Genomic DNA, 17,877 nt, shown 5'->3' with positions numbered 1-17,877 from the left:
TGAGGATTCTTCCCTGGCCATCCTGGAGGGGGCGATGAGTCCGCCGGACTCCTAAAAAAAGGGCTGAAACGCCCTGAAATGTTCAAACCACCCCTCCGGCAAATCCAATCGCGGATTTTGGGTTTCATGCCTTCCTTGCTATTTGTTCGGGATTCGTGCATATTCTTCGGTGACACAGGAGATTGTCATGACCGAACGCATTGGAGCCTTTTTTGATTTTGACGGCACGCTGCTGGAGACCGATTCCGCAAAGCAGGGCATCAAGTTTTTGTGGGAGACGGGGCTGGCGCCCTTGCCGTATATCCTGAAAGTCTGGGGCTCCAGCCTGCTTTATAAAAGGCATTTGTTGTCCGAGACGGCCATGGCGCGCATTCTTTTGAGCTTCTACAGGGGCAAGCCTCTGGATCCTTTTGTGGATGGGATTTGCGAGTTTTACGAAGACATGATCCGCCCCCAGCTTGCCAAAAATATCCTGGAAAGATTCCTTGAGCACAAGAAGCAAGGCCATGTCACGGTCCTGATTTCAGGCTCCCTCCGGTACACCCTGGAGCCTGTGCGGGCCGACCTGGGGTTTGACCATCTGCTTTGCAGCGACCTGGAAACCGGCCCGGACGGCATGCTGACCGGGCGAACCCGGGGGCCATTGTGCATTGAGGAGGAAAAGGTCAAAAAAGCGAGAGCCCTTGCGGAGTCCGAAAACATTGACCTCGCCAGGTCCTTTGCCTATGGAAACCATCAGGCGGACATCCCGCTCCTTTCCATGGTGGGCAACCCGTTTGCCGTAGAGCCCACCGACCCGCTCAGGAAAAAGGCCGATCAAATGGACTGGCCGATTCTATCCTATCGCTGATCAGTGTTCATGGTTTACCCATTTGTCGGAGCCGGGAGAATAAAGAAAGGCATTTCCTGGTATGTTACAAACCCGGCTCTTTGTTGGAGAAGGCAGATTCTCCCGGCTCACGGCTGTTGAACCCATAGTATCGCAAAATCAGTACTGACCGCTTTGTTTTGTCAGGGTTAACCCAATATGCGACAAAACGTTCTACCTCTTTGGGAGAGCCTTTACGAAGGTCTGTATGTCTTTCCCATTTTCTATCCCCGTATTTGTAATATTCCTCGCAAAAAGGCGTCCAGCCGGAGCGGGCTAATTCTTCGTCGTAGTATTCCATAATTGCATAAGTGGGATGCCTCTGGTGCGATTCAAGGCTGACGCCAAAAACCGTTTCGCCGGCCATTGAATAATACTCGACGTTTTCAGCCTCAGGATAGATTGGCAGATTGACATCAGGCGGTAGGGCTGAAAGTTTTTTTACATCAAGCCGGGGGCGCCCAAGATTGGACGGCTTGCTCATGGCCCAAAAGCCAAGTGCAACAGTAGCAATTGCAATTAATACCACGCCCAGCAACTTCCATCGTCCAATATTACTCATGGATTGCATTTCCCCAAAAAAAAGATAGGATCTCAACACAACTGGATTAAAATCTGTTGAGATCCCATCATAAGTATTATTTCAAGATTTCAGTTGGCCCTTAACGAAGCACCTCGTACGTGCATTTGGTGCGGTCCTGCAAAAAGATATGGTGAAATTTTTTGTTGTCCAGGGCTTCGTTCACCCATTTTTCGGCCGTCTTTTGGCACATGGGGCAGGCGTCCTTGGGTATGTGGATGCCCATCATTTTGTTCCCCTTGCTGGAGTGGGAGTCGATGGCCAGGGCCCCTGCGCAATCCCGGCAACGGACCAGGCGTTCGTCCTGGTTTTCGTTGATCATGTCCGTATCGTAAAAGATCCTCTTGGATGTCGTGATAATCTCGCCGTTTTTCGCCGGATGCGGCGCCGGGGGATTGATCAGAAACTGATCTTTTAAAGTTCCCATGAGGTTGGTGATATAATCCGTAATGTCCGGGGCCTGGGGCGCATAGTGCTTGTCATACCCGGGCTCCTTGACCGTGGATGTGTCCATGCCGGCCATGGCCATGATAATGCCCACGTTTACGTAGGGCAGGGCTTTTTCCACCGAGTAGCCGCCTTCCAGAACCGCAAGGTCCGGCTTAAGGCGGGCGTTCAATTCTGCATATCCCTTGGCGGAGAAGTTCATGTGGGTGATGGGGTCGTCGAAATGGTTGTCCTGGCCGGCCGAGTTGATGACTAGCTCCGGCTCGAATTTTTCAAGCAGGGGCATGACCAGTTCGTCCAGGGCGTACAAAAAGCCCTTTTCGCCGGTTCTGGGAGGCAAGGGAATGTTGATGGTCGTCCCCCTGGCGTTGGCGCCGCCGTTTTCCTCGGCGAAGCCGGAGCCGGGATACAAGGTCCTGCCGTCCTGGTGCATGGAGATGAACAGCACGTTTGGATCGTGCCAGTAAACGTCCTGGGTGCCGTCCCCATGGTGGCAGTCCGTATCCACAATGGCGATTTTTTTCACGCCGTAGACGTCCCGGATATATTCCACCATAACAGCTTCGATGTTGACGTTGCAAAATCCCCGGTTGCCGTGAACCACTTTCATGGCATGGTGTCCGGGAGGCCGAACCAGGGCGAAGGCGCTCTCCACTTCCTTTTTCATGACCGCGTCGGCAGCCACCAGACAGCCGCCGGCGGAAATCAAATGGCTTTCCGTCGCCATGGACGGTTCATCGGGCACGCAAAAATGCACCCGTTGCAGGTCGCTGTATTTAGCCGGCCGCACCCGGTATTCGCGAATTCCCGGCACGTCCAGCAGGCCTTCTTCCATGACCTGATCCTGGGTGTATAAAAGCCTTTCCTCCCTTTCTGGATGGGTGGGGCTGATGGCCCAGTCAAAAGCGGGAAAAAAAACAAGCCCGGTTTTTCGTTTCGCCCTAATCATAATTGCTGCCCCCCGCAGTTACAGTCAGGAATTAAACCCGGAACCAGCGCTAATTTCAGGCGGATGTTTTTTCCAACCCTGTACCCGCCCCGGATCATGTTGAACTCTTCTTTTTCTATGACGGCGAACTCCTGGTCGCCGGGGTCCGCGCCCACGGCCAGCCCTCTGGAGAACAACGCCTCCTTGGCCTGTTCCATGGCCGCCGCCATGGTAAAATCCCTGGCAATGGCGCTTTCCAAACCCACCTCGGGAATCACCATGGACCCGCGCTGGGTGTCCGCCTGGAGCGAAATTTCCGCCGTAACCTTGGCTGCAGCGGCGCCCACGGCGTTGGCCACCTGGTAATGGGGCGGCACGACGCAAGGGATGTTAAAGGCTTTTTCCAGCATGGGCGCGACAATAGGCGCGGGAGCGCCAAGCACCACAATGCGGTCGGGATCTATTTTAATGCCTTCTATGACTTCATGGATGGTGTAGACGGGCCTGGAGTTGATCCTTTTGACAAATTCGATGACCGCCTTGGTCATGCCCTTGGTGGTTTCCTCCAGGATCATTTTAGCTGCTTTTTCTGCGTCCAAGGATAGCTGGGCGCCGATGTCCTCCATGGCTTTTCGGGCCAGGTCTTTGTCCCCTTCCTCCATAAGCCCCAAGGTAATCATGGCGTCCGTGGGAGTGGGCATGGGGCCGCCGAAAGCCATGGCCTCGCCCCGGCGCATGGGGCCGATGGACAGCTTTTTGCCGTCTTCCACCCTGACTTCCGAGTCTCCGCCAAAGCCCACGGAGCGGGTCAGCAGGGAGCGGATGGACGTCCTGTGCTCGCCGATGCGAATGCCGTTTGGCACCCACAAAGGCAGGCCGTCCAGAACCAGGGCCATGTCCGTCGTGGTTCCGCCGATGTCCAGGACCAGAGTCACGCCTTTGCATCCGTCCAAAGCCAGAGCGCCCATGACGCTGGCTGCGGGACCGGACTGGGCGGTCTGGGCGGGAAATTCGCAGCTCTTATCCAAACGGATGGTTCCGCCGTCCGGTTTCATCAAGTACCGGGGCGCGTTCAGTCCTCTTTCCGTGAGCGTGGTTTCCAGGGAGGAAATGAATTTTGTATGCAGTTTGTGCAATGCCGCGTTTAAATAAGCGGTTGCTATGCGCCTGGGAAAGTTTAGGCTGCCGGAGAAGCGATGGCCGAGCGCTTTGTACCCGAATTGATCGCCCAGCCATTCCTCCAACTGCAATTCCTGATGGGGGTTGCGGACCGAGAACTTGCACACGATGCCGCAAGCGTTTACGCCCGCCTTTTCCATTTCCCGGATGGCTTCTTTCACCTGGCTTTTATCCAGGGCCATCACCTCGGTTCCCCGATGATCCATGCACCCTTCCACCACATGATAGGAGGGGCCGACGCTGAACCATTCCGGGTTCATGCCCGGTCCCGCCGAAACGATCATGCCCGCCGGGTCCATGTTGTCCATCACCACGGCGTTGGTGGCCATGGTGGTGGAAAACACCATGCGTTGAATTTTGTCCGGCTCTATTCCAGCCAGGGTTTTATCAAGGGATTGTCCTAAGGTTTCGAGAAGTTCCGGGCGATTAACCGTTTTTGTGTGCGCCCGGACATGGCCGTCTTCCAACACAACGGCGTCGGTCTGGGTTCCGCCAACGTCAAGTCCTAGAATCATATGAACACCTGAAGGCCGCGTTTGGGGTTGTAGAAACCTTTCCAGCATAAACGGTTAAGCCGGAAATGTAAAGATTTTCAACGGGAGAGCTCCCGGTCAAGCCAAAAAAGCGCGCACAGGGTTTTGGCGTCCCAGATGGTACCGTCCCCGGCCATGGTCATGACCTTTTCCCATGGAACGGCTTCCACCTCCAAAACCTCGTCCTGATCCAGGTTTTGGGTGGAGGGCGTCAACCCTGTACCGTAAAAGATGTGAATCACTTCATCCGAATATCCGGGCACAGGAATCATTTTTCCCAGCTTTTTCCACGTGGAAACGCAAAATCCCGTCTCCTCCTCGATTTCCCGCGCCGCGCAGTCAAGAGGAGATTCCCCGGGCTCCAAAGTCCCGGCTGGAATTTCATAGAGATATCCCCCGGCTGCGTATCTGAACTGCCGCAGAAGCAGAACCTCCTGCTTGTCATTCAAGCAAATCATGGCCGCCGCCCCCGGATGGCGAATGACGTCCAAACCCGTTTCCTTGCCGTTGGGCAGGGTTACCTGGTCGTGTTTCAGGGTGAAAACTCTTCCTTGGTGAATGGTCTTGCTGTCCTTCATGGATGCTCCGATCCGGGAGTTGTTTCAAGGCGCGATCAAACTGTTCACCAACAATAAATCAAATAGGACCGGGACGCAAATCATTTCATAGACTTTCCTTGAACCCCGCGATTGGACCGTAGTATATTCTCTGTAAATGAAAAATTCGGCGCCGGCGATCCATGCCGGCGAATCATCCCATTCGCGTTTTTGCATCATCAGATAGTTTTCGGAGGATCCAATGGAAATCGGGTTTGTGGGATTAGGCAAAATGGGCGGAGCCATGGTGGAGAGGCTGCTGGCAAGAGGCCATAAGGTTTCAGCATACGCCCGAACCAGGGAATCGGTGGAAGCCATCGCGGCCAAGGGCGCATACGGCGCAGAAAGCCTGGAAGATCTGGTCGCCAGCCTGCCGCTCCCCAGGGTTGTGTGGGTGATGGTTCCTGCGGGCCAGACAACGGATTCCATCATCCACCAATTGATTCATTTTATGGAGCCGGGGGACTGCATTACAGACGGCGGCAACTCCTTTTATAAGAACTCCATGGCCAACGCCCGCGCCTTGGAGGAAAAGGAGATTTTCTTCCTGGACGCCGGCGTCAGCGGAGGCGTGTGGGGGCTGGAAAACGGCTATTGCCTGATGGTGGGCGGGGAAGAGGAGGCGTTTAACCTGCTAAAGCCCATTTTTGTAGATTTGGCGCCGCCCGGCGGATTTTTGCATGTAGGCCCCAATGGAGCGGGCCATTTTGTAAAAATGATTCACAACGGCATTGAGTACGGCATGCTTCAGGCCTACGCCGAAGGATTCGAGCTTATGCACGGCAAAGAGGATTTCGGCCTGGACCTGGGCAAGATCGCCCATCTTTGGAATCAGGGCGGCGTCATCCGGTCCTGGCTGCTGGAGTTGTGCGAAAATATTTTCCGCGAAGAACCGGACCTTAAGTCCGTCTGGGCGTATGTGGAGGACTCGGGCGAAGGCCGGTGGACCGTGGCCGAGGCCATGGAACAGGACGCGCCTGCGCCCGTCATCACCACGGCCTTGTTGGAAAGGCTGCGGTCCCGGCAAAGCAGCTTTTTTGCGGCCAAGGTAATCGCCGCCCTCAGAAAGGAATTCGGCGGCCACAAAATAAGGAGCGGCCACGATGAGTGATTCCGGCCCGGCCGCCCAAGGCGGTCAACCGCCTGTGGATCCGTGCGTCCTGCCCCTGGGAACTCAGGGCGCCAGGGACTATCCTTTTATCATGATCATGTTCGGCGGCGCCGGAGACCTTGCCCGGAAAAAACTGGCGCCAACGTTGTTTCGGCCATACAGGGACAACCTCCTGGCCCAAGATTTTCGCGTAATCGGGTTTGCAAGGACAAAGATTAATTCCGCGGAGTACCAGGCGATGATCAAGGAATCCGTGATCAAGCATTGTGAAGCTCCCGCCCCGGAAGACATGCTGAACCAGTTCGTCAGCCGTTTTGAATTCATCTCCGCCAATTTTGAAGACGACTCCAAATATGAGGAAGTCAAAGCAGCCGTCGTGAATGGATTGCCCGGGGGTTCACAAGAAAAACTCAACCTGCTCCATTACCTGGCGGCGCCGCCCGACTCAGCGCCTGTGATTATCGCCAAGTTGAAGCATCACGGTTTGGCCCAAGGACCGGGCCGCGTTCGGGTGATTATGGAAAAGCCCTTTGGCGTGGACAGGGCGTCGGCCCGGGCTCTCAACCAAAGGGTGCTGGATGCCTTTGACGAAAACCAGGTGTTTCGCATGGATCATTACCTGGGCAAGGAGACCGTCCAGAACCTCATGTTCTTCCGGTTTGGGAACAACGTGTTCGAGCCCTTATGGAACCGGAATTACGTGGACCATATCCAGATCACAGCAGCTGAGGACATCGGCATAGAAACCCGAGGAAACTTCTACGAGCAGGCTGGAGTGGTTCGGGACATCATCCAGAACCACATGCTGCAACTGGTCGCCCATACCGCCATGGAGCCGCCCGCCAGTTTTGACGCGGACGCAGTGCGGGACGAAAAATTCAAGATATACAAGAGCTTCCGAAAGGTGGATGAGGAATATCTGCGTCACAACATGGTTCGGGGCCAGTACGGCCCGGGGCGATACGGCGAAATGGCCGTTCCGGGATATCGGGAAGAAGCCAATGTGGCGAAGGATTCCGTATCTCCCACTTTTTTCGCCGGCAAGTTCTATATCGACAACTGGCGCTGGTCCGGGGTTCCGTTTTACTTGCGGGCGGGTAAAAGGTTGAAAAAGCGGATCACGGAAATCTATGTGGAGTTCAAGCAGCCGCCTTTAAAGCTCATGGGCTCGGCCTGCCAGGACGCTCCAAACGCTTTGCACCTTCAAATTCAGCCGGAAGAATCCATCATCCTCCGGTTTAACGCCAAGCAGCCGGGCGTGGGAAACATCCCCCATCCTTCTTTGCTGGAGTTCAACTATTCCAAAGCCTTCCAGGCAGCCAGCTATCCCCCTTACGCCCGTCTGCTGCTGGACTGCCTGCGGGGCGACCTTACCCTGTTCGCCAGGCAGGACGGCGTGGAAGCCATGTGGAGCGTGGTAGACCCCATCATTCAATACTGGGAGGATAATCCGCCTGCAAATTTTCCCAATTACCAAGCCGGGACCTGGGGGCCTGCGGACGCGGACGAATTGATGGCGCGGGACGGCAGGCACTGGAGAGATTTTGCATGATCGTCAAAGATGCCGGACCCGGCAAGACCGTCGTCATTCAAGAAACACCCGAGGAATTGGCCGCTTACGCCGCTGAATATTATCTGGAGTGCGCCTCATCCGGCATCCGGGAGCGCGGCCGGTTTTCCGCTGCATTTTCAGGAGGCAAAACCCCTGTTGGCTTCTTCAATGCTCTGGCTCAAAATGACAATAAAACATGGCTTGCAAAGTCCCGCCTGTTTCAGGTGGACGAACGCATGGTTTCCGCGGACTGCGCAGACAGCAATCAACGCTTGATCATGGAGTCTCTTGTTCAGCCGGCGGGCTTTCCCCAAAACCGGTTTTATCCCGTCCCGGTTCATTTGGAGGACGCGGCAAAAGCGGCCAAGGCTTACCAAACAAGGCTTCATGACGTGCTTTGCCCGGCGCCGCCCAAGGCAAATAACCTGGATTTCGTCCTGCTAGGCGTGGGCTCGGACGGCCACACCGCATCCCTTTTTCCCGAAGAAGTTGACGATTATCCTAAAGACGCCTGGGTGCATGCGGCCCGGTCGGACCGGCATCCTCATGACCGGATTACTCTCGCCATGCCTTTTATTCTTGCTGCGGAAAAAATTCTGTTCCTGATTTCCGGCGCAAGCAAGGCGGAAATCGTCCGCAATATTCTGTGCGATCAAGCGCCGGAAGCTCCGGCTTCCATGGTCTGGAAAAAGGCCCGACGGGCTGTTATGGCTCTTGACCAATCCGCCTCCGGCGCCTATCTTGATTCAATAGCGTGAACTGAACCGCGATGTAATTCCATGATATTTCTTTGACGCAACGTTGAAAACTATGACATAAACAATGGTGTAATAGAAATTATCGTTGCTAAGAAAAACCAACAGGGCCCTGGGTTGGAGCCCAATTTGTTCAAAATGACGAGGAGGAGAATACACGATGACCAACTTTAATTCAGTGGATGCCATCCTGGATTTCGCCATTAAAAATGAGCAGGAGGCCCAGAAGTTTTACGCAGAAATCGCAGAGAACACAACCAGGTCGGGTTCCAAGGCATTGTTTGAGAGCTTTGTTGCGGAAGAGAAGAGGCATGAAGAAAAGCTCAAGGCTGTCAAGGAAGGCCAGGCCATGGCGCCCGCGGCGGGCAATGTAACGGACCTCAAAATTGCCGATTACGTGGTTGACGCTCCGGTGGAGCCCAACATGGATTTCCAAAAGGCCCTTATTTTGGCCATGAAAAAGGAAAAAGCCGCGTTCATGCTGTACACCCATTTGGCCAACCGGGTGGAAGGGGACCTCAAGGAAGTTTTTCTTTCCTTAGCCCAGGAAGAAGCCAAGCATAAGCTGTATTTCGAAACCGAATACGACGACCATGTCCTGACGGACAATTAATGGATAACTATTTGCAAGGGGAAGGAATTTGACCGCCTTCCCCTTGCACGCCTCGCCAGTAAATGATCTCCGCTGTTTTTCCCGCCATGGCATTCGCTTGACAGAGTTAATCGGGGGCTCCATATTAATTAAGACCTATTTGGTCTCACTTGACATTTTTACTAGTAGAATGGAGGCGCCATCATGGAAGAAAAAACATTTACCGTACCCAATATTTCCTGCGGCCATTGCGTAAACGCCATCAAAGAGGAACTGAATGAAGCCGACGGCGTGGCCGGCGTGGAAGGCGATCCCGGATCCAAGACCATCAAGGTGAAATGGGATTCCCCGGCCACCGAAGACTCCATCAGGGCTATCCTTAAAGAGATCAATTACCCCGCAGAGTAGACCTGGAGGCTGCCATGAAACCTGCCAGGATAACCTTGCCGGTTACAGGGATGACGTGCGCCAATTGCGCCATGAACATCGAGCGCGGCATTAAAAAGCTGCCGGGAGTCAGCGAGGTGTCGGTGAATTTCGCCAACGAGGAGGCCTCGTTTGACCTGGACGCTTCGCAGACCAAGCCCCAGGATGTCATCAATAAAATTGAGAGCCTGGGCTTCGGCGTGCCTACGGCGAAAATTGAACTCCCCATAACCGGCATGACGTGCGCCAACTGCGCCGCCAACCTGGAACGAAGCCTGAACAAAAAGGTCCCCGGGGTGGTGTCGGCTTCCGTCAACTTTGCCTCGGAAAGGGCCTCGGTGGAGTACGTCCAGGCCCTCACCAATCTGGATAAAATCATCGAAGCGGTTTCCAAGGCCGGGTTTGAGGCCATTCGCCCTCAGGAAGGCGAGGAGCCCGAGGACGTGGAAGCCGCGGCCCGTGAAGCGGAAATCAAGGATCAGACCCGCAAGTTTTGGGTGGGCGTGGTATTCGCCCTGCCTTTGTTCATCATCAGCATGTCCCGCGATTTCGGCCTGATCGGCGCTTGGAGCCATCAGCCCTGGGTGAATTGGTTTTTTTTAGCCCTTGCTACGCCGGTCCAGTTTTATACGGGCTGGGATTATTACGTGGGCGGGATCAAAAGCCTGAAAAACAAAAGCGCCAATATGGACGTTCTGGTGGCCATGGGATCGTCCACGGCCTACATTTACTCCCTGGCCTTATTGTTTTTTCCGGTCCTGGGACAGCACGTTTATTTTGAAACCTCAGCCGTCATCATCACCCTGATTAAGCTGGGCAAACTCCTGGAAGCCCGCTCCAAAGGCAAAACCGGCGCAGCCATCAAGGAGCTTATGAGCCTGACGCCCGACACCGCGGTCATCGTGGACGGGGAGGATGAAAAGGAAGTCCCCGTATCCCAGGTCAAGGTCGGAGACATCGTCCTGGTCCGTCCGGGCGCGCGTTTGCCTGTGGACGGAAAAGTGGTTTGGGGCAATTCCGCTGTGGACGAATCCATGCTGACGGGCGAGCCTTTGCCTGTGGACAAAACCGGCGGCGACTCCGTGGCCGGCGGCACGGTCAACGGCCAGGGCTTGCTGAAAATCGAGGCCACCCGGGTGGGCAGCGAGACCGCACTGGCCCACATCATTCGTATGGTCCGGGAAGCCCAGGGCAGCAAGGCGCCTATCCAGGCTTTGGCCGACAAGGTGGCGGCTGTGTTTGTGCCCGCGGTCATCGTCCTGGCCGTGCTGACCTTCGTCCTGTGGTGGACCATAGGCGGAGAATTCGTTCCCGCCATGATCCGTTTTGTAGCGGTGCTTGTCATCGCCTGCCCCTGCGCCCTGGGATTGGCCACCCCCACGGCCATCATGGCCGGCACGGGCCGGGGCGCCAAACACGGCATATTGTTCAAGGACAGCACCGCCCTGCAAATGGCCACCGACCTGGACGTGGTGATACTGGATAAAACCGGCACCATCACCATGGGCAAGCCTGTGGTTTCCGACGTGGCTGCTTTCGGCGGTCTGGATCAGGAAAAGGTCCTGCAACTGGCAGCCAGCGTGGAATCCGGCTCAGAGCATCCCTTGGGCCGGGCCATTGTGGAGCACGCCAAGGAGCAGGGAAGCAAGCTGCTGGCCCTTGCCGGATTTGAGGCCCATGGAGGAAACGGCGTGTCCGCCGACGTCGAGGGCGCCAATATAATCGTGGGCAAGCCTGCCTGGACCGCCGCCCAGGGCGTGGACGTCCAAAGCGCCCAGGCTGAGATCGACCGTCTTGCCAATGAGGGGAAAACCGTCATGGTCGTCGCCAGGGATAAAGCCCTGGCCGGCCTGGTTGCGGTGTCCGACGCACTCAAGCCGGAATCCGCAGAGGCGATCAACCAGCTTCACAGCCAGGGCCTGGAAGTAATTATGCTGACCGGCGACAACCCCCAGACCGCCAAGGCCATCGCCTTGCAAATCGGCGTGGACAACATTTTCGCCGAAGTTCTGCCGGACCAGAAGGGCGACAAAGTCAAGGAACTCCAGGGGCAGGGAAAAACCGTTGCCATGGTGGGCGACGGCATTAACGACGCCCCGGCTTTGGCCATCGCCGACCTGGGCATCGCCCTGGGCACAGGCACGGACGTCGCCATGGAAACGGCTGACGTGGTGCTTGCCAGCGGCAAGCTGACCGGCGTGGTTTCGGCTATAGGGCTGGGACGGGCCACCATGCGCACCATCAAGCAAAACCTTGTATGGGCCTTTGGATACAACGTGGTGCTGATTCCCCTGGCGGCCGGGGCTTTGGCAGGGTTCGCCTTTTTACCGGAATTCCTGCGCCACTTACACCCCATTTTGGCGGCCCTTGCCATGGCAATGTCAAGCATTTCGGTGGTGACCAACAGCCTGACATTGTACCGAGCTAAAGCCTGAGTCATATAATGGGGAAGAAGGGTGGAGGGAATGAAGCCAGGGACGGTGAAAAAAATAATCGTGGCTGGGGTTCTGGTTGCGCTGGCAGCCTCGTTTTTTATCTTTGACCTTGGCCGCTTTATGAGCCTGGAGTACGTCAAGTCCTCCCAGGCCGGCCTGACCCAGTTGTACAGCGAGCATCCCGTTTCGGTCATCGGAACGTACATGCTCATTTATATTGCTGTTACAGGCCTCTCCCTGCCGGGCGCCGTTGTGCTTTCCCTGGCGGGAGGGGCTTTGTTCGGCCTGTTGACCGGCCTGGTCGTCATTTCGTTCGCCAGCACCATAGGCGCCACTCTGGCCTGTGCGGTCTCCCGGTTTTTACTGAGATCCTGGGTGCAGGAAAAAGTGGGGCATCGCCTGGTGAAGATCAATCAGGGCGTGGAGCGCGAAGGCGCGTTTTATCTGTTCACCCTGCGCCTGGTCCCGGCTTTTCCCTTTTGGATGATCAACCTTGCCATGGGCCTGACCAGGATGCGGTTGCGCACCTTTTATTGGGTCTCTCAGGTGGGCATGCTTCCGGGCACCATTGTGTTTGTCAACGCAGGCAAGGAACTGGGCAAGATAGACTCCCTGTCCGGCATTTTGTCTCCCAGCCTGATTGTTTCGTTCATCATTTTAGGCGTTTTCCCCATCACCGTAAAAAAACTGCTGGAATTCTACCGCAGGCGCGCCGGCCTGGCGCTTCCGGGGGCGGATTCCGGCGAAGGGAAATAACGGCATGGCTGATTACGACATCGGCATCATCGGCGGCGGCGCGGGAGGACTGACTGCAGCCTCGGGCGCGGCCCAACTTGGAGCCAAAACCCTGCTGGTTGAAAAGGAGCCCCTGCTGGGCGGCGATTGCCTCCATTTTGGATGCGTGCCTTCCAAGACCCTGATAAAATCGGCCAAAGTCTATCATTACATGAAGGTCGCCCGGGACTTCGGCCTGCCCGCCGTGGACCCGCCCCCCGTGGATTTCTCCCAAATTGCGGCGCGCATCGCCGGGGTGATTCAAACCATCCAAAAGCACGATTCCGAGGAGCGCTTTTGCTCCCTGGGCGCCAAGGTGCTTTTTGGGGAGCCCGTCTTTTCGGATGAGCACACTATCGACCTGGACGGAAAGAAAATCACGGCCGATCACTGGGTGATCGCCACAGGCTCGTCAGCCATGATTCCGCCCATACCGGGCCTGGATCAATGCCCGTACTTGACCAATCGAGACATTTTTTCCCTCCAGGAGCTCCCCGAGTCCATGATCGTCCTGGGCGGCGGCCCCATAGGCATTGAAATGAGCCAGGCCTTCGCCCGCCTGGGCTGTCAGGTTACGGTGGTGGAGCGAAACACCCAGATTTTAGGGCCGGAAGATGCGGACATGGCCGCCATCGTCCAGGAGGCTCTGGAAAAGGAGGGCGTGACGTTCCAGCTTGGGTGTACGGCCCAGAAAGTCAAGGACCTGGGAAACAGCAGGCAGATAGTCATTCAAATCGAAGACGGCCGATCCAAAACCATTGAAGCCAGGGAAATCCTGGTCGCCCTGGGCCGCAAGGCCAATGTGGAGGGCCTGAACCTGGACGCCCTGGCAATCAGGCACTCCGCCCGGGGGATCCCCGTGGACAAGCGCTGCCGGACCAAGCACAAGCACATTTACGCAGTGGGGGACTGCAACGGCGGCCTGCAATTCACCCATGTGGCCGGATACGAAGGCGGCATAGCCCTGTCTAACGCCATACTGCATTTGCCCCGAAAGGCGGACTACACCTGGGTCCCCTGGTGCACGTACACGGACCCGGAAATCGGCTCCATCGGCATGAACGAAAAGCGGGCCAGGGCAGCGGGGATCGAACCCAACGTCATCATCGAGAAGTTTTCGGGCAATGACCGGGCCTTGGCCGAAGGCCGGTCCGCGGGCTGTTTTAAACTGGTTTTGGACGAAAAGGAAAAGCCCATTGGGGTCCAGGTCGTGGGGCCTGATGCGGGAAACATCATCAACCAGTGGGTAGGGATTATGAACGGCAAGGTCAAGCTCTCCACCGTGGCGGGCGCCATCCACCCGTACCCGACCCTGGCGGAAATCAGCAAGAGAGCCGCCGGGAACGTGTTTGCGCCCAAACTCTATTCCGAAAAAGTCAAAAAGACCCTGAAATTCTTCTTCAACCTCAAGGGGCGGGCATGCTCCCTGGATTCCCAGGAAGGTTGAGGCATGGCGGCTTCCCGCGCCCTGATTTTTTTTATGCGGAATCCCGTCCCCGGCAAGGTGAAAACCCGCCTGGCCGCCGGGATAGGCGATGAAGCCGCTTGCGAATTTTACGCCTCTTTTGTCCGGGACATGCTTTTCATGCTGGAGCGTACAGGCGGGGAGATACACATTTTTTTCTGGCCTCCGGAAGAACCGCCGCAAATGAAAACTCCTCATCCTATGCATCCCCAGAAAGGGGCTTCCCTGGGAGAGAGAATGCAAAACGCATTTAAGGAGATTTTCAATCAGGGCTATGAAAAAGCCTTGCTCATGGGCAGCGACATCCCTGATCTGCCCATGGATATCATCCAGGAAGCGGAGAATCTTCTGGCGGGCAGGGCCTGCGTGTTGGGTCCTTCGGAAGACGGCGGCTATTTTCTTGTGGGATTCACCAAGAAAGGCTTTTTTCCCTGCATTTTTTCCGGGCCTGAGTGGGGGACCAGCAAGGTCCTGGCGCAAACCCTGGATATTCTAAAGCAAAACCGTGCGTCCTACGGCCTGACCACACCCTGGAAAGACGTGGACGACCTTGAGGACCTAAAACTTTTATTTCAAAGGCTTTCCAGGGGAACGGCGACAGCCCGGGAGACCTTGCATCAATTGGAAGAATTGCGGCGCGTCCGCCCACAGATTTTGGATGAGCCCTTGTGAAAATTTCCGTCATCATTCCGTGTTTGAACGAAGAAAAAAACATCCGCACAGTCTTGGAGGCCTGCAGGCCCGGCGCCCATGAAATCATTGTGGTGGACGGCGGCAGCCAAGATCAGAGCGTTGCCAAAGCAAGCGGATTGGCCGACTTGATTTTAAGCTCTCCGCCTGGGCGGGGCCGCCAGCAGGCCCTTGGGGCGCGTCATGCAACTGGGGACGTGTTGCTTTTTCTCCACGCCGACACGCTGCCCCCCGCCGGTTTCGAGCGGGAGATTTCCCGCATGTTGCAAGATCCCGCCGTCGTCTTTGGCGCCTTTTCCTTGGGAGCGGATTATTCCAGCCTGGCCATGGAGCTTATTTGCTTTGGCGCCAATTTACGAACCAGGCTGTTTGACATGCCCTACGGGGACCAAGCGATTTTCGTCAGAAAAGAGGCCTACTGGCGGGCCGGAGGATTTGCCAACATCCCTTTGATGGAAGAGGTGGACCTGGTTAAAAAGCTATTGCGGATAGGCGGGTTCAAACTGAGCCGCGCGCGGGTTCGGTCGTCGGCCCGAAGATGGCTTCAGGACGGATATCTTCGCAGGACCTTGGGGAACTACTCCCTCATGCTTCGCTATCAATTCGGCGCCAAGCCGGAAGACCTGCACGGGCGCTATAAGAACAACAGATGAAGCCAAGTTGCGTTCAAACAATAACTATACCCCCCTGCCAATCTTAAAAATGACGCTGGGTCCCGGCTTGCGGGCGATCCTGAAAGCGGATCGCCCTTGCCGGGATGACGAATTTTTGTGGCTAACGATAATTCAAAGGTCGCTTGCAACTCTTCCCCAAGGATGCAAGGCCGCCTTTTCCCCACGCTGGGCGCCAACGCCGCCGCTTTCCGTCATCCCCGTGTAGGGAGGCGGCGGGATGATTGCGGCGGTTATGCAATCATCATGACGCAGCCCCGGAAACGGGGACCCAGTGTCGTTGTGGAATAGCAGCGGAATAGGGTCAAAAAGCTCGGAAAGTGGATGAGCATATTACTCAAATGACGGCGCCTTGGAATAAGCCTTCCCTTAAAAAAAATGCGGGAGGGAACCTATTTTCCCTCCCGCTGCGCGCCTGGATGTAGGGGGGACTACACGCGCAAAATCTTCTTGTTAACCTTACCCACGCTGGTCAGCGGGATGGCCTCAACAAATTCATATACCTTGGGCGCCTTGTAGGGCGCCAGTTTTTCCTTGGCGAATGCGGCGATTTCCTCCTGCACTTTTTCGTCGGGCACGTCCGCGTACTCCGCGCTTTTCTGGACGAAGAGCTTGACGATTTCGCTGTCCGGCCTTTCGGGGTTGGGCAGGCCCACCAGGGCGCACATTTCAATGGCGGGATGCTGGTACAGTTTGTCTTCCACTTCCGAGGAGAACACCTTGAATCCGCCTACGATGATCATGTCTTTGGCCCGGTCAACCACATAGACGAATCCGTCGTCGTCCATACGGCCCACGTCGCCGGTGTGCATCCAGATTTCGCCCTCGTGCTCCCTTAAAGCGTTGAGGGTTTCCTCCGGACGGTTCAAATAGCCCTGCATCACCTGGGGGCCGCAGCAGATAAGCTCTCCTTCCTGATTGACAGGCATTTCCGTCCAGCCGTCAGCCAGGTCCACGACCCGGAGTTTGGTGTTGGGGATGGGCAGGCCTACGGATCCCGCTTTTTTGGGGCCCTTGACGGGGTTGATCGTGATAAAGGGACAGGTTTCCGTCATGCCCCAGACTTCCACAATCTTGTTTTTTCCAACAAAACCTTCCAGCTTGTTCAGCGCTTGGGCCGGAATGGGCGCGGCGCCGGAAATGCACTGTTTGACGGAGCTGAAATCCAGGTCCGCAAACTTGGGGTTTTCCATGAGCATCATATATAAAGAAGGCACGTTACCCACCAGCGTGGGCTTGTTTTGCGCGATTTCGCCGACTATGTGATCCGTGTTCCTGGGGTCGGGAATAACGCATTGGGATGCGCCCGTCGACAAACTGGCGACGCCCACAAACAAACCCGCCGAATGAAACATGGGAAACCCGGAAAGAAAGGTTTCGACCCCGCGGCCGATATCGCCCCAGGCGGCCCATTGCGCAATATTGGACGCCATGGCGCCGTGGGACAGCATAGCCCCCTTGGAAGGCCCGGTGGCGCCTCCTGTATATTGCAGGAAGCAAATATCCCTGGGCGTGGTTGTTATTTCAGGCGGTTTGTTGGGCGAATCGTTCAAAAACGGATAATACCTGTGGACGGTTATCCCTGGAATCGCCTGGCCCTGGGGATATTCCTCCACCGCGGGCAGAGCGTCGAGAGCGCCCGTCACCAAAACGTCTTTTAGCTTTTCCAGTCTTGCAGCCGCGGGCAGCAGCTTGGCCTCCAGCAACAGGTCCAGGATGATCAGGGCTTTTGCGCCTGAATCGTTCAACTGATAGGCCATTTCGTCGGGCATGAGGAGGGGCGCCAGACCGGAGACCGAACACCCGGCTCTTAATGCGCCGAAAATGGATATCAGGTATTGGGGCGTGTTGGGCAGGCAGATCGCAACAACGTCGCCCTGTCCGCAGCCGATTTTCTTCAAGCCGGCGGCCAATTTGCCGGATTGCTCATGCAATTCCTTAAAAGTGATTTGAGCTCCCAGATAATGAATGGCCGTATTGCCGGGGAAGTCCTGACAGGCCTTTTCAATGAGGTCGGTTAACGTTGTTTCCGGGATATCTATGCAACCTTCGACATGTTTGTCGTAAGACTCAAGCCAGGGTTTGTCTTCACAAAACATACTGCGTACTCCTTGAATGCCGAACATATTAAACCTGCCACGTCAATCTAATACTGGCGTTTGGATATATCTTTGAAAATAGGGCTTTTTTGGAATTTTCCGGTTGATCCGGAGTTTGGGCGAAAATATAGCGCCGCGGCTGAAGGTTCAGCAGCCCGCGCCTTGTTTCCGGTCCC

At 56.0% G+C, this 17,877-nt stretch carries 16 protein-coding genes; 11 read left to right on the top strand and 5 right to left on the bottom strand.

What is annotated here, in order from left to right; translation table 11 throughout:
• Nucleotides 1-187: 187 nt before the first annotated feature.
• The gene (locus tag BUE18_RS16535; protein ID WP_073477301.1) at nucleotides 188-850 is read left to right on the top strand and encodes an HAD family hydrolase; all 663 of its coding nucleotides are present in this window, start codon (nucleotides 188-190) and stop codon (nucleotides 848-850) included.
• Nucleotides 851-914: 64 nt separating this feature from the next.
• Here BUE18_RS16535 and BUE18_RS16530 read toward each other — a convergent pair whose 3' ends face one another.
• The 4 genes from BUE18_RS16530 to BUE18_RS16515 form a co-directional block, all read right to left on the bottom strand.
• Nucleotides 915-1,430, bottom strand: coding sequence for a hypothetical protein (locus BUE18_RS16530; RefSeq protein ID WP_073477300.1), 516 nt, complete (start codon nucleotides 1,428-1,430; stop codon nucleotides 915-917).
• Nucleotides 1,431-1,530: 100 nt separating this feature from the next.
• Nucleotides 1,531-2,844, bottom strand: a complete 1,314-nt coding sequence (locus BUE18_RS16525) for a histone deacetylase family protein (protein WP_073477299.1) — start codon at nucleotides 2,842-2,844, stop codon at nucleotides 1,531-1,533.
• Complete coding sequence (locus tag BUE18_RS16520; RefSeq protein ID WP_073477298.1) at nucleotides 2,841-4,517, bottom strand: hydantoinase/oxoprolinase family protein; 1,677 nt, start codon at nucleotides 4,515-4,517, stop codon at nucleotides 2,841-2,843. The genes BUE18_RS16525 and BUE18_RS16520 overlap by 4 nt, the downstream gene beginning before the upstream one ends.
• Before the next feature lie 77 nt (nucleotides 4,518-4,594).
• Nucleotides 4,595-5,113 carry an NUDIX domain-containing protein gene (locus BUE18_RS16515; protein WP_073477297.1) on the bottom strand — a complete coding sequence of 173 codons (519 nt, stop codon included), beginning with the start codon at nucleotides 5,111-5,113 and terminating at the stop codon, nucleotides 4,595-4,597.
• A gap of 220 nt (nucleotides 5,114-5,333) precedes the next feature.
• Between BUE18_RS16515 and gnd the strand changes: the two genes are divergently transcribed.
• The 10 genes from gnd to BUE18_RS16465 all read left to right on the top strand — a co-directional run bounded on the left by gnd (nucleotide 5,334) and on the right by BUE18_RS16465 (nucleotide 15,584).
• Nucleotides 5,334-6,242 (top strand): phosphogluconate dehydrogenase (NAD(+)-dependent, decarboxylating), encoded by a 909-nt coding sequence (gnd, locus tag BUE18_RS16510; protein WP_073477296.1) that lies wholly within the window; start codon nucleotides 5,334-5,336, stop codon nucleotides 6,240-6,242.
• Nucleotides 6,235-7,794, top strand: coding sequence for a glucose-6-phosphate dehydrogenase (gene zwf, locus BUE18_RS16505; RefSeq protein ID WP_083611077.1), 1,560 nt, complete (start codon nucleotides 6,235-6,237; stop codon nucleotides 7,792-7,794). Before gnd ends, zwf begins: the two co-directional genes overlap by 8 nt.
• Complete coding sequence (gene pgl, locus BUE18_RS16500) at nucleotides 7,791-8,552, top strand: 6-phosphogluconolactonase (protein ID WP_073477295.1); 762 nt, start codon at nucleotides 7,791-7,793, stop codon at nucleotides 8,550-8,552. The genes zwf and pgl overlap by 4 nt, the downstream gene beginning before the upstream one ends.
• Before the next feature lie 157 nt (nucleotides 8,553-8,709).
• Nucleotides 8,710-9,162 carry a ferritin-like domain-containing protein gene (locus BUE18_RS16495; RefSeq protein ID WP_073477294.1) on the top strand — a complete coding sequence of 151 codons (453 nt, stop codon included), beginning with the start codon at nucleotides 8,710-8,712 and terminating at the stop codon, nucleotides 9,160-9,162.
• 183 nt (nucleotides 9,163-9,345) lie between these two features.
• A complete protein-coding gene (locus BUE18_RS16490) occupies nucleotides 9,346-9,549 on the top strand; it encodes a heavy-metal-associated domain-containing protein (RefSeq protein WP_073477293.1) in 204 nt (67 codons plus the stop codon).
• 14 nt (nucleotides 9,550-9,563) lie between these two features.
• Nucleotides 9,564-12,002, top strand: coding sequence for a heavy metal translocating P-type ATPase (locus BUE18_RS16485; RefSeq protein ID WP_073477292.1), 2,439 nt, complete (start codon nucleotides 9,564-9,566; stop codon nucleotides 12,000-12,002).
• 30 nt (nucleotides 12,003-12,032) lie between these two features.
• Nucleotides 12,033-12,758: a TVP38/TMEM64 family protein gene (locus BUE18_RS16480; protein WP_073477291.1), complete on the top strand. Its 726-nt coding sequence runs from the start codon at nucleotides 12,033-12,035 to the stop codon at nucleotides 12,756-12,758.
• 4 nt (nucleotides 12,759-12,762) lie between these two features.
• Complete coding sequence (locus tag BUE18_RS16475) at nucleotides 12,763-14,223, top strand: dihydrolipoyl dehydrogenase family protein (RefSeq protein WP_073477290.1); 1,461 nt, start codon at nucleotides 12,763-12,765, stop codon at nucleotides 14,221-14,223.
• Nucleotides 14,224-14,226: 3 nt separating this feature from the next.
• On the top strand, nucleotides 14,227-14,913 hold the full coding sequence (locus BUE18_RS16470) for a TIGR04282 family arsenosugar biosynthesis glycosyltransferase (protein WP_073477289.1): 687 nt from the start codon (nucleotides 14,227-14,229) through the stop codon (nucleotides 14,911-14,913).
• Complete coding sequence (locus BUE18_RS16465) at nucleotides 14,910-15,584, top strand: TIGR04283 family arsenosugar biosynthesis glycosyltransferase (RefSeq protein WP_073477288.1); 675 nt, start codon at nucleotides 14,910-14,912, stop codon at nucleotides 15,582-15,584. The genes BUE18_RS16470 and BUE18_RS16465 overlap by 4 nt, the downstream gene beginning before the upstream one ends.
• A 449-nt stretch (nucleotides 15,585-16,033) precedes the next feature.
• On the opposite strand, the gene BUE18_RS16460 is transcribed toward BUE18_RS16465, so the two are convergent.
• The gene (locus BUE18_RS16460) at nucleotides 16,034-17,701 is read right to left on the bottom strand and encodes an AMP-binding protein (RefSeq protein WP_073477287.1); all 1,668 of its coding nucleotides are present in this window, start codon (nucleotides 17,699-17,701) and stop codon (nucleotides 16,034-16,036) included.
• Nucleotides 17,702-17,877: the final 176 nt, after the last annotated feature.

It is taken from the genome of Desulfatibacillum alkenivorans DSM 16219 (genome assembly GCF_900142135.1).
Lineage (GTDB): Bacteria > Desulfobacterota > Desulfobacteria > Desulfobacterales > Desulfatibacillaceae > Desulfatibacillum > Desulfatibacillum alkenivorans.
Note: the sequence above shows the minus strand (reverse complement) of the source record. Positions and strands in the feature narration are given on the sequence as shown.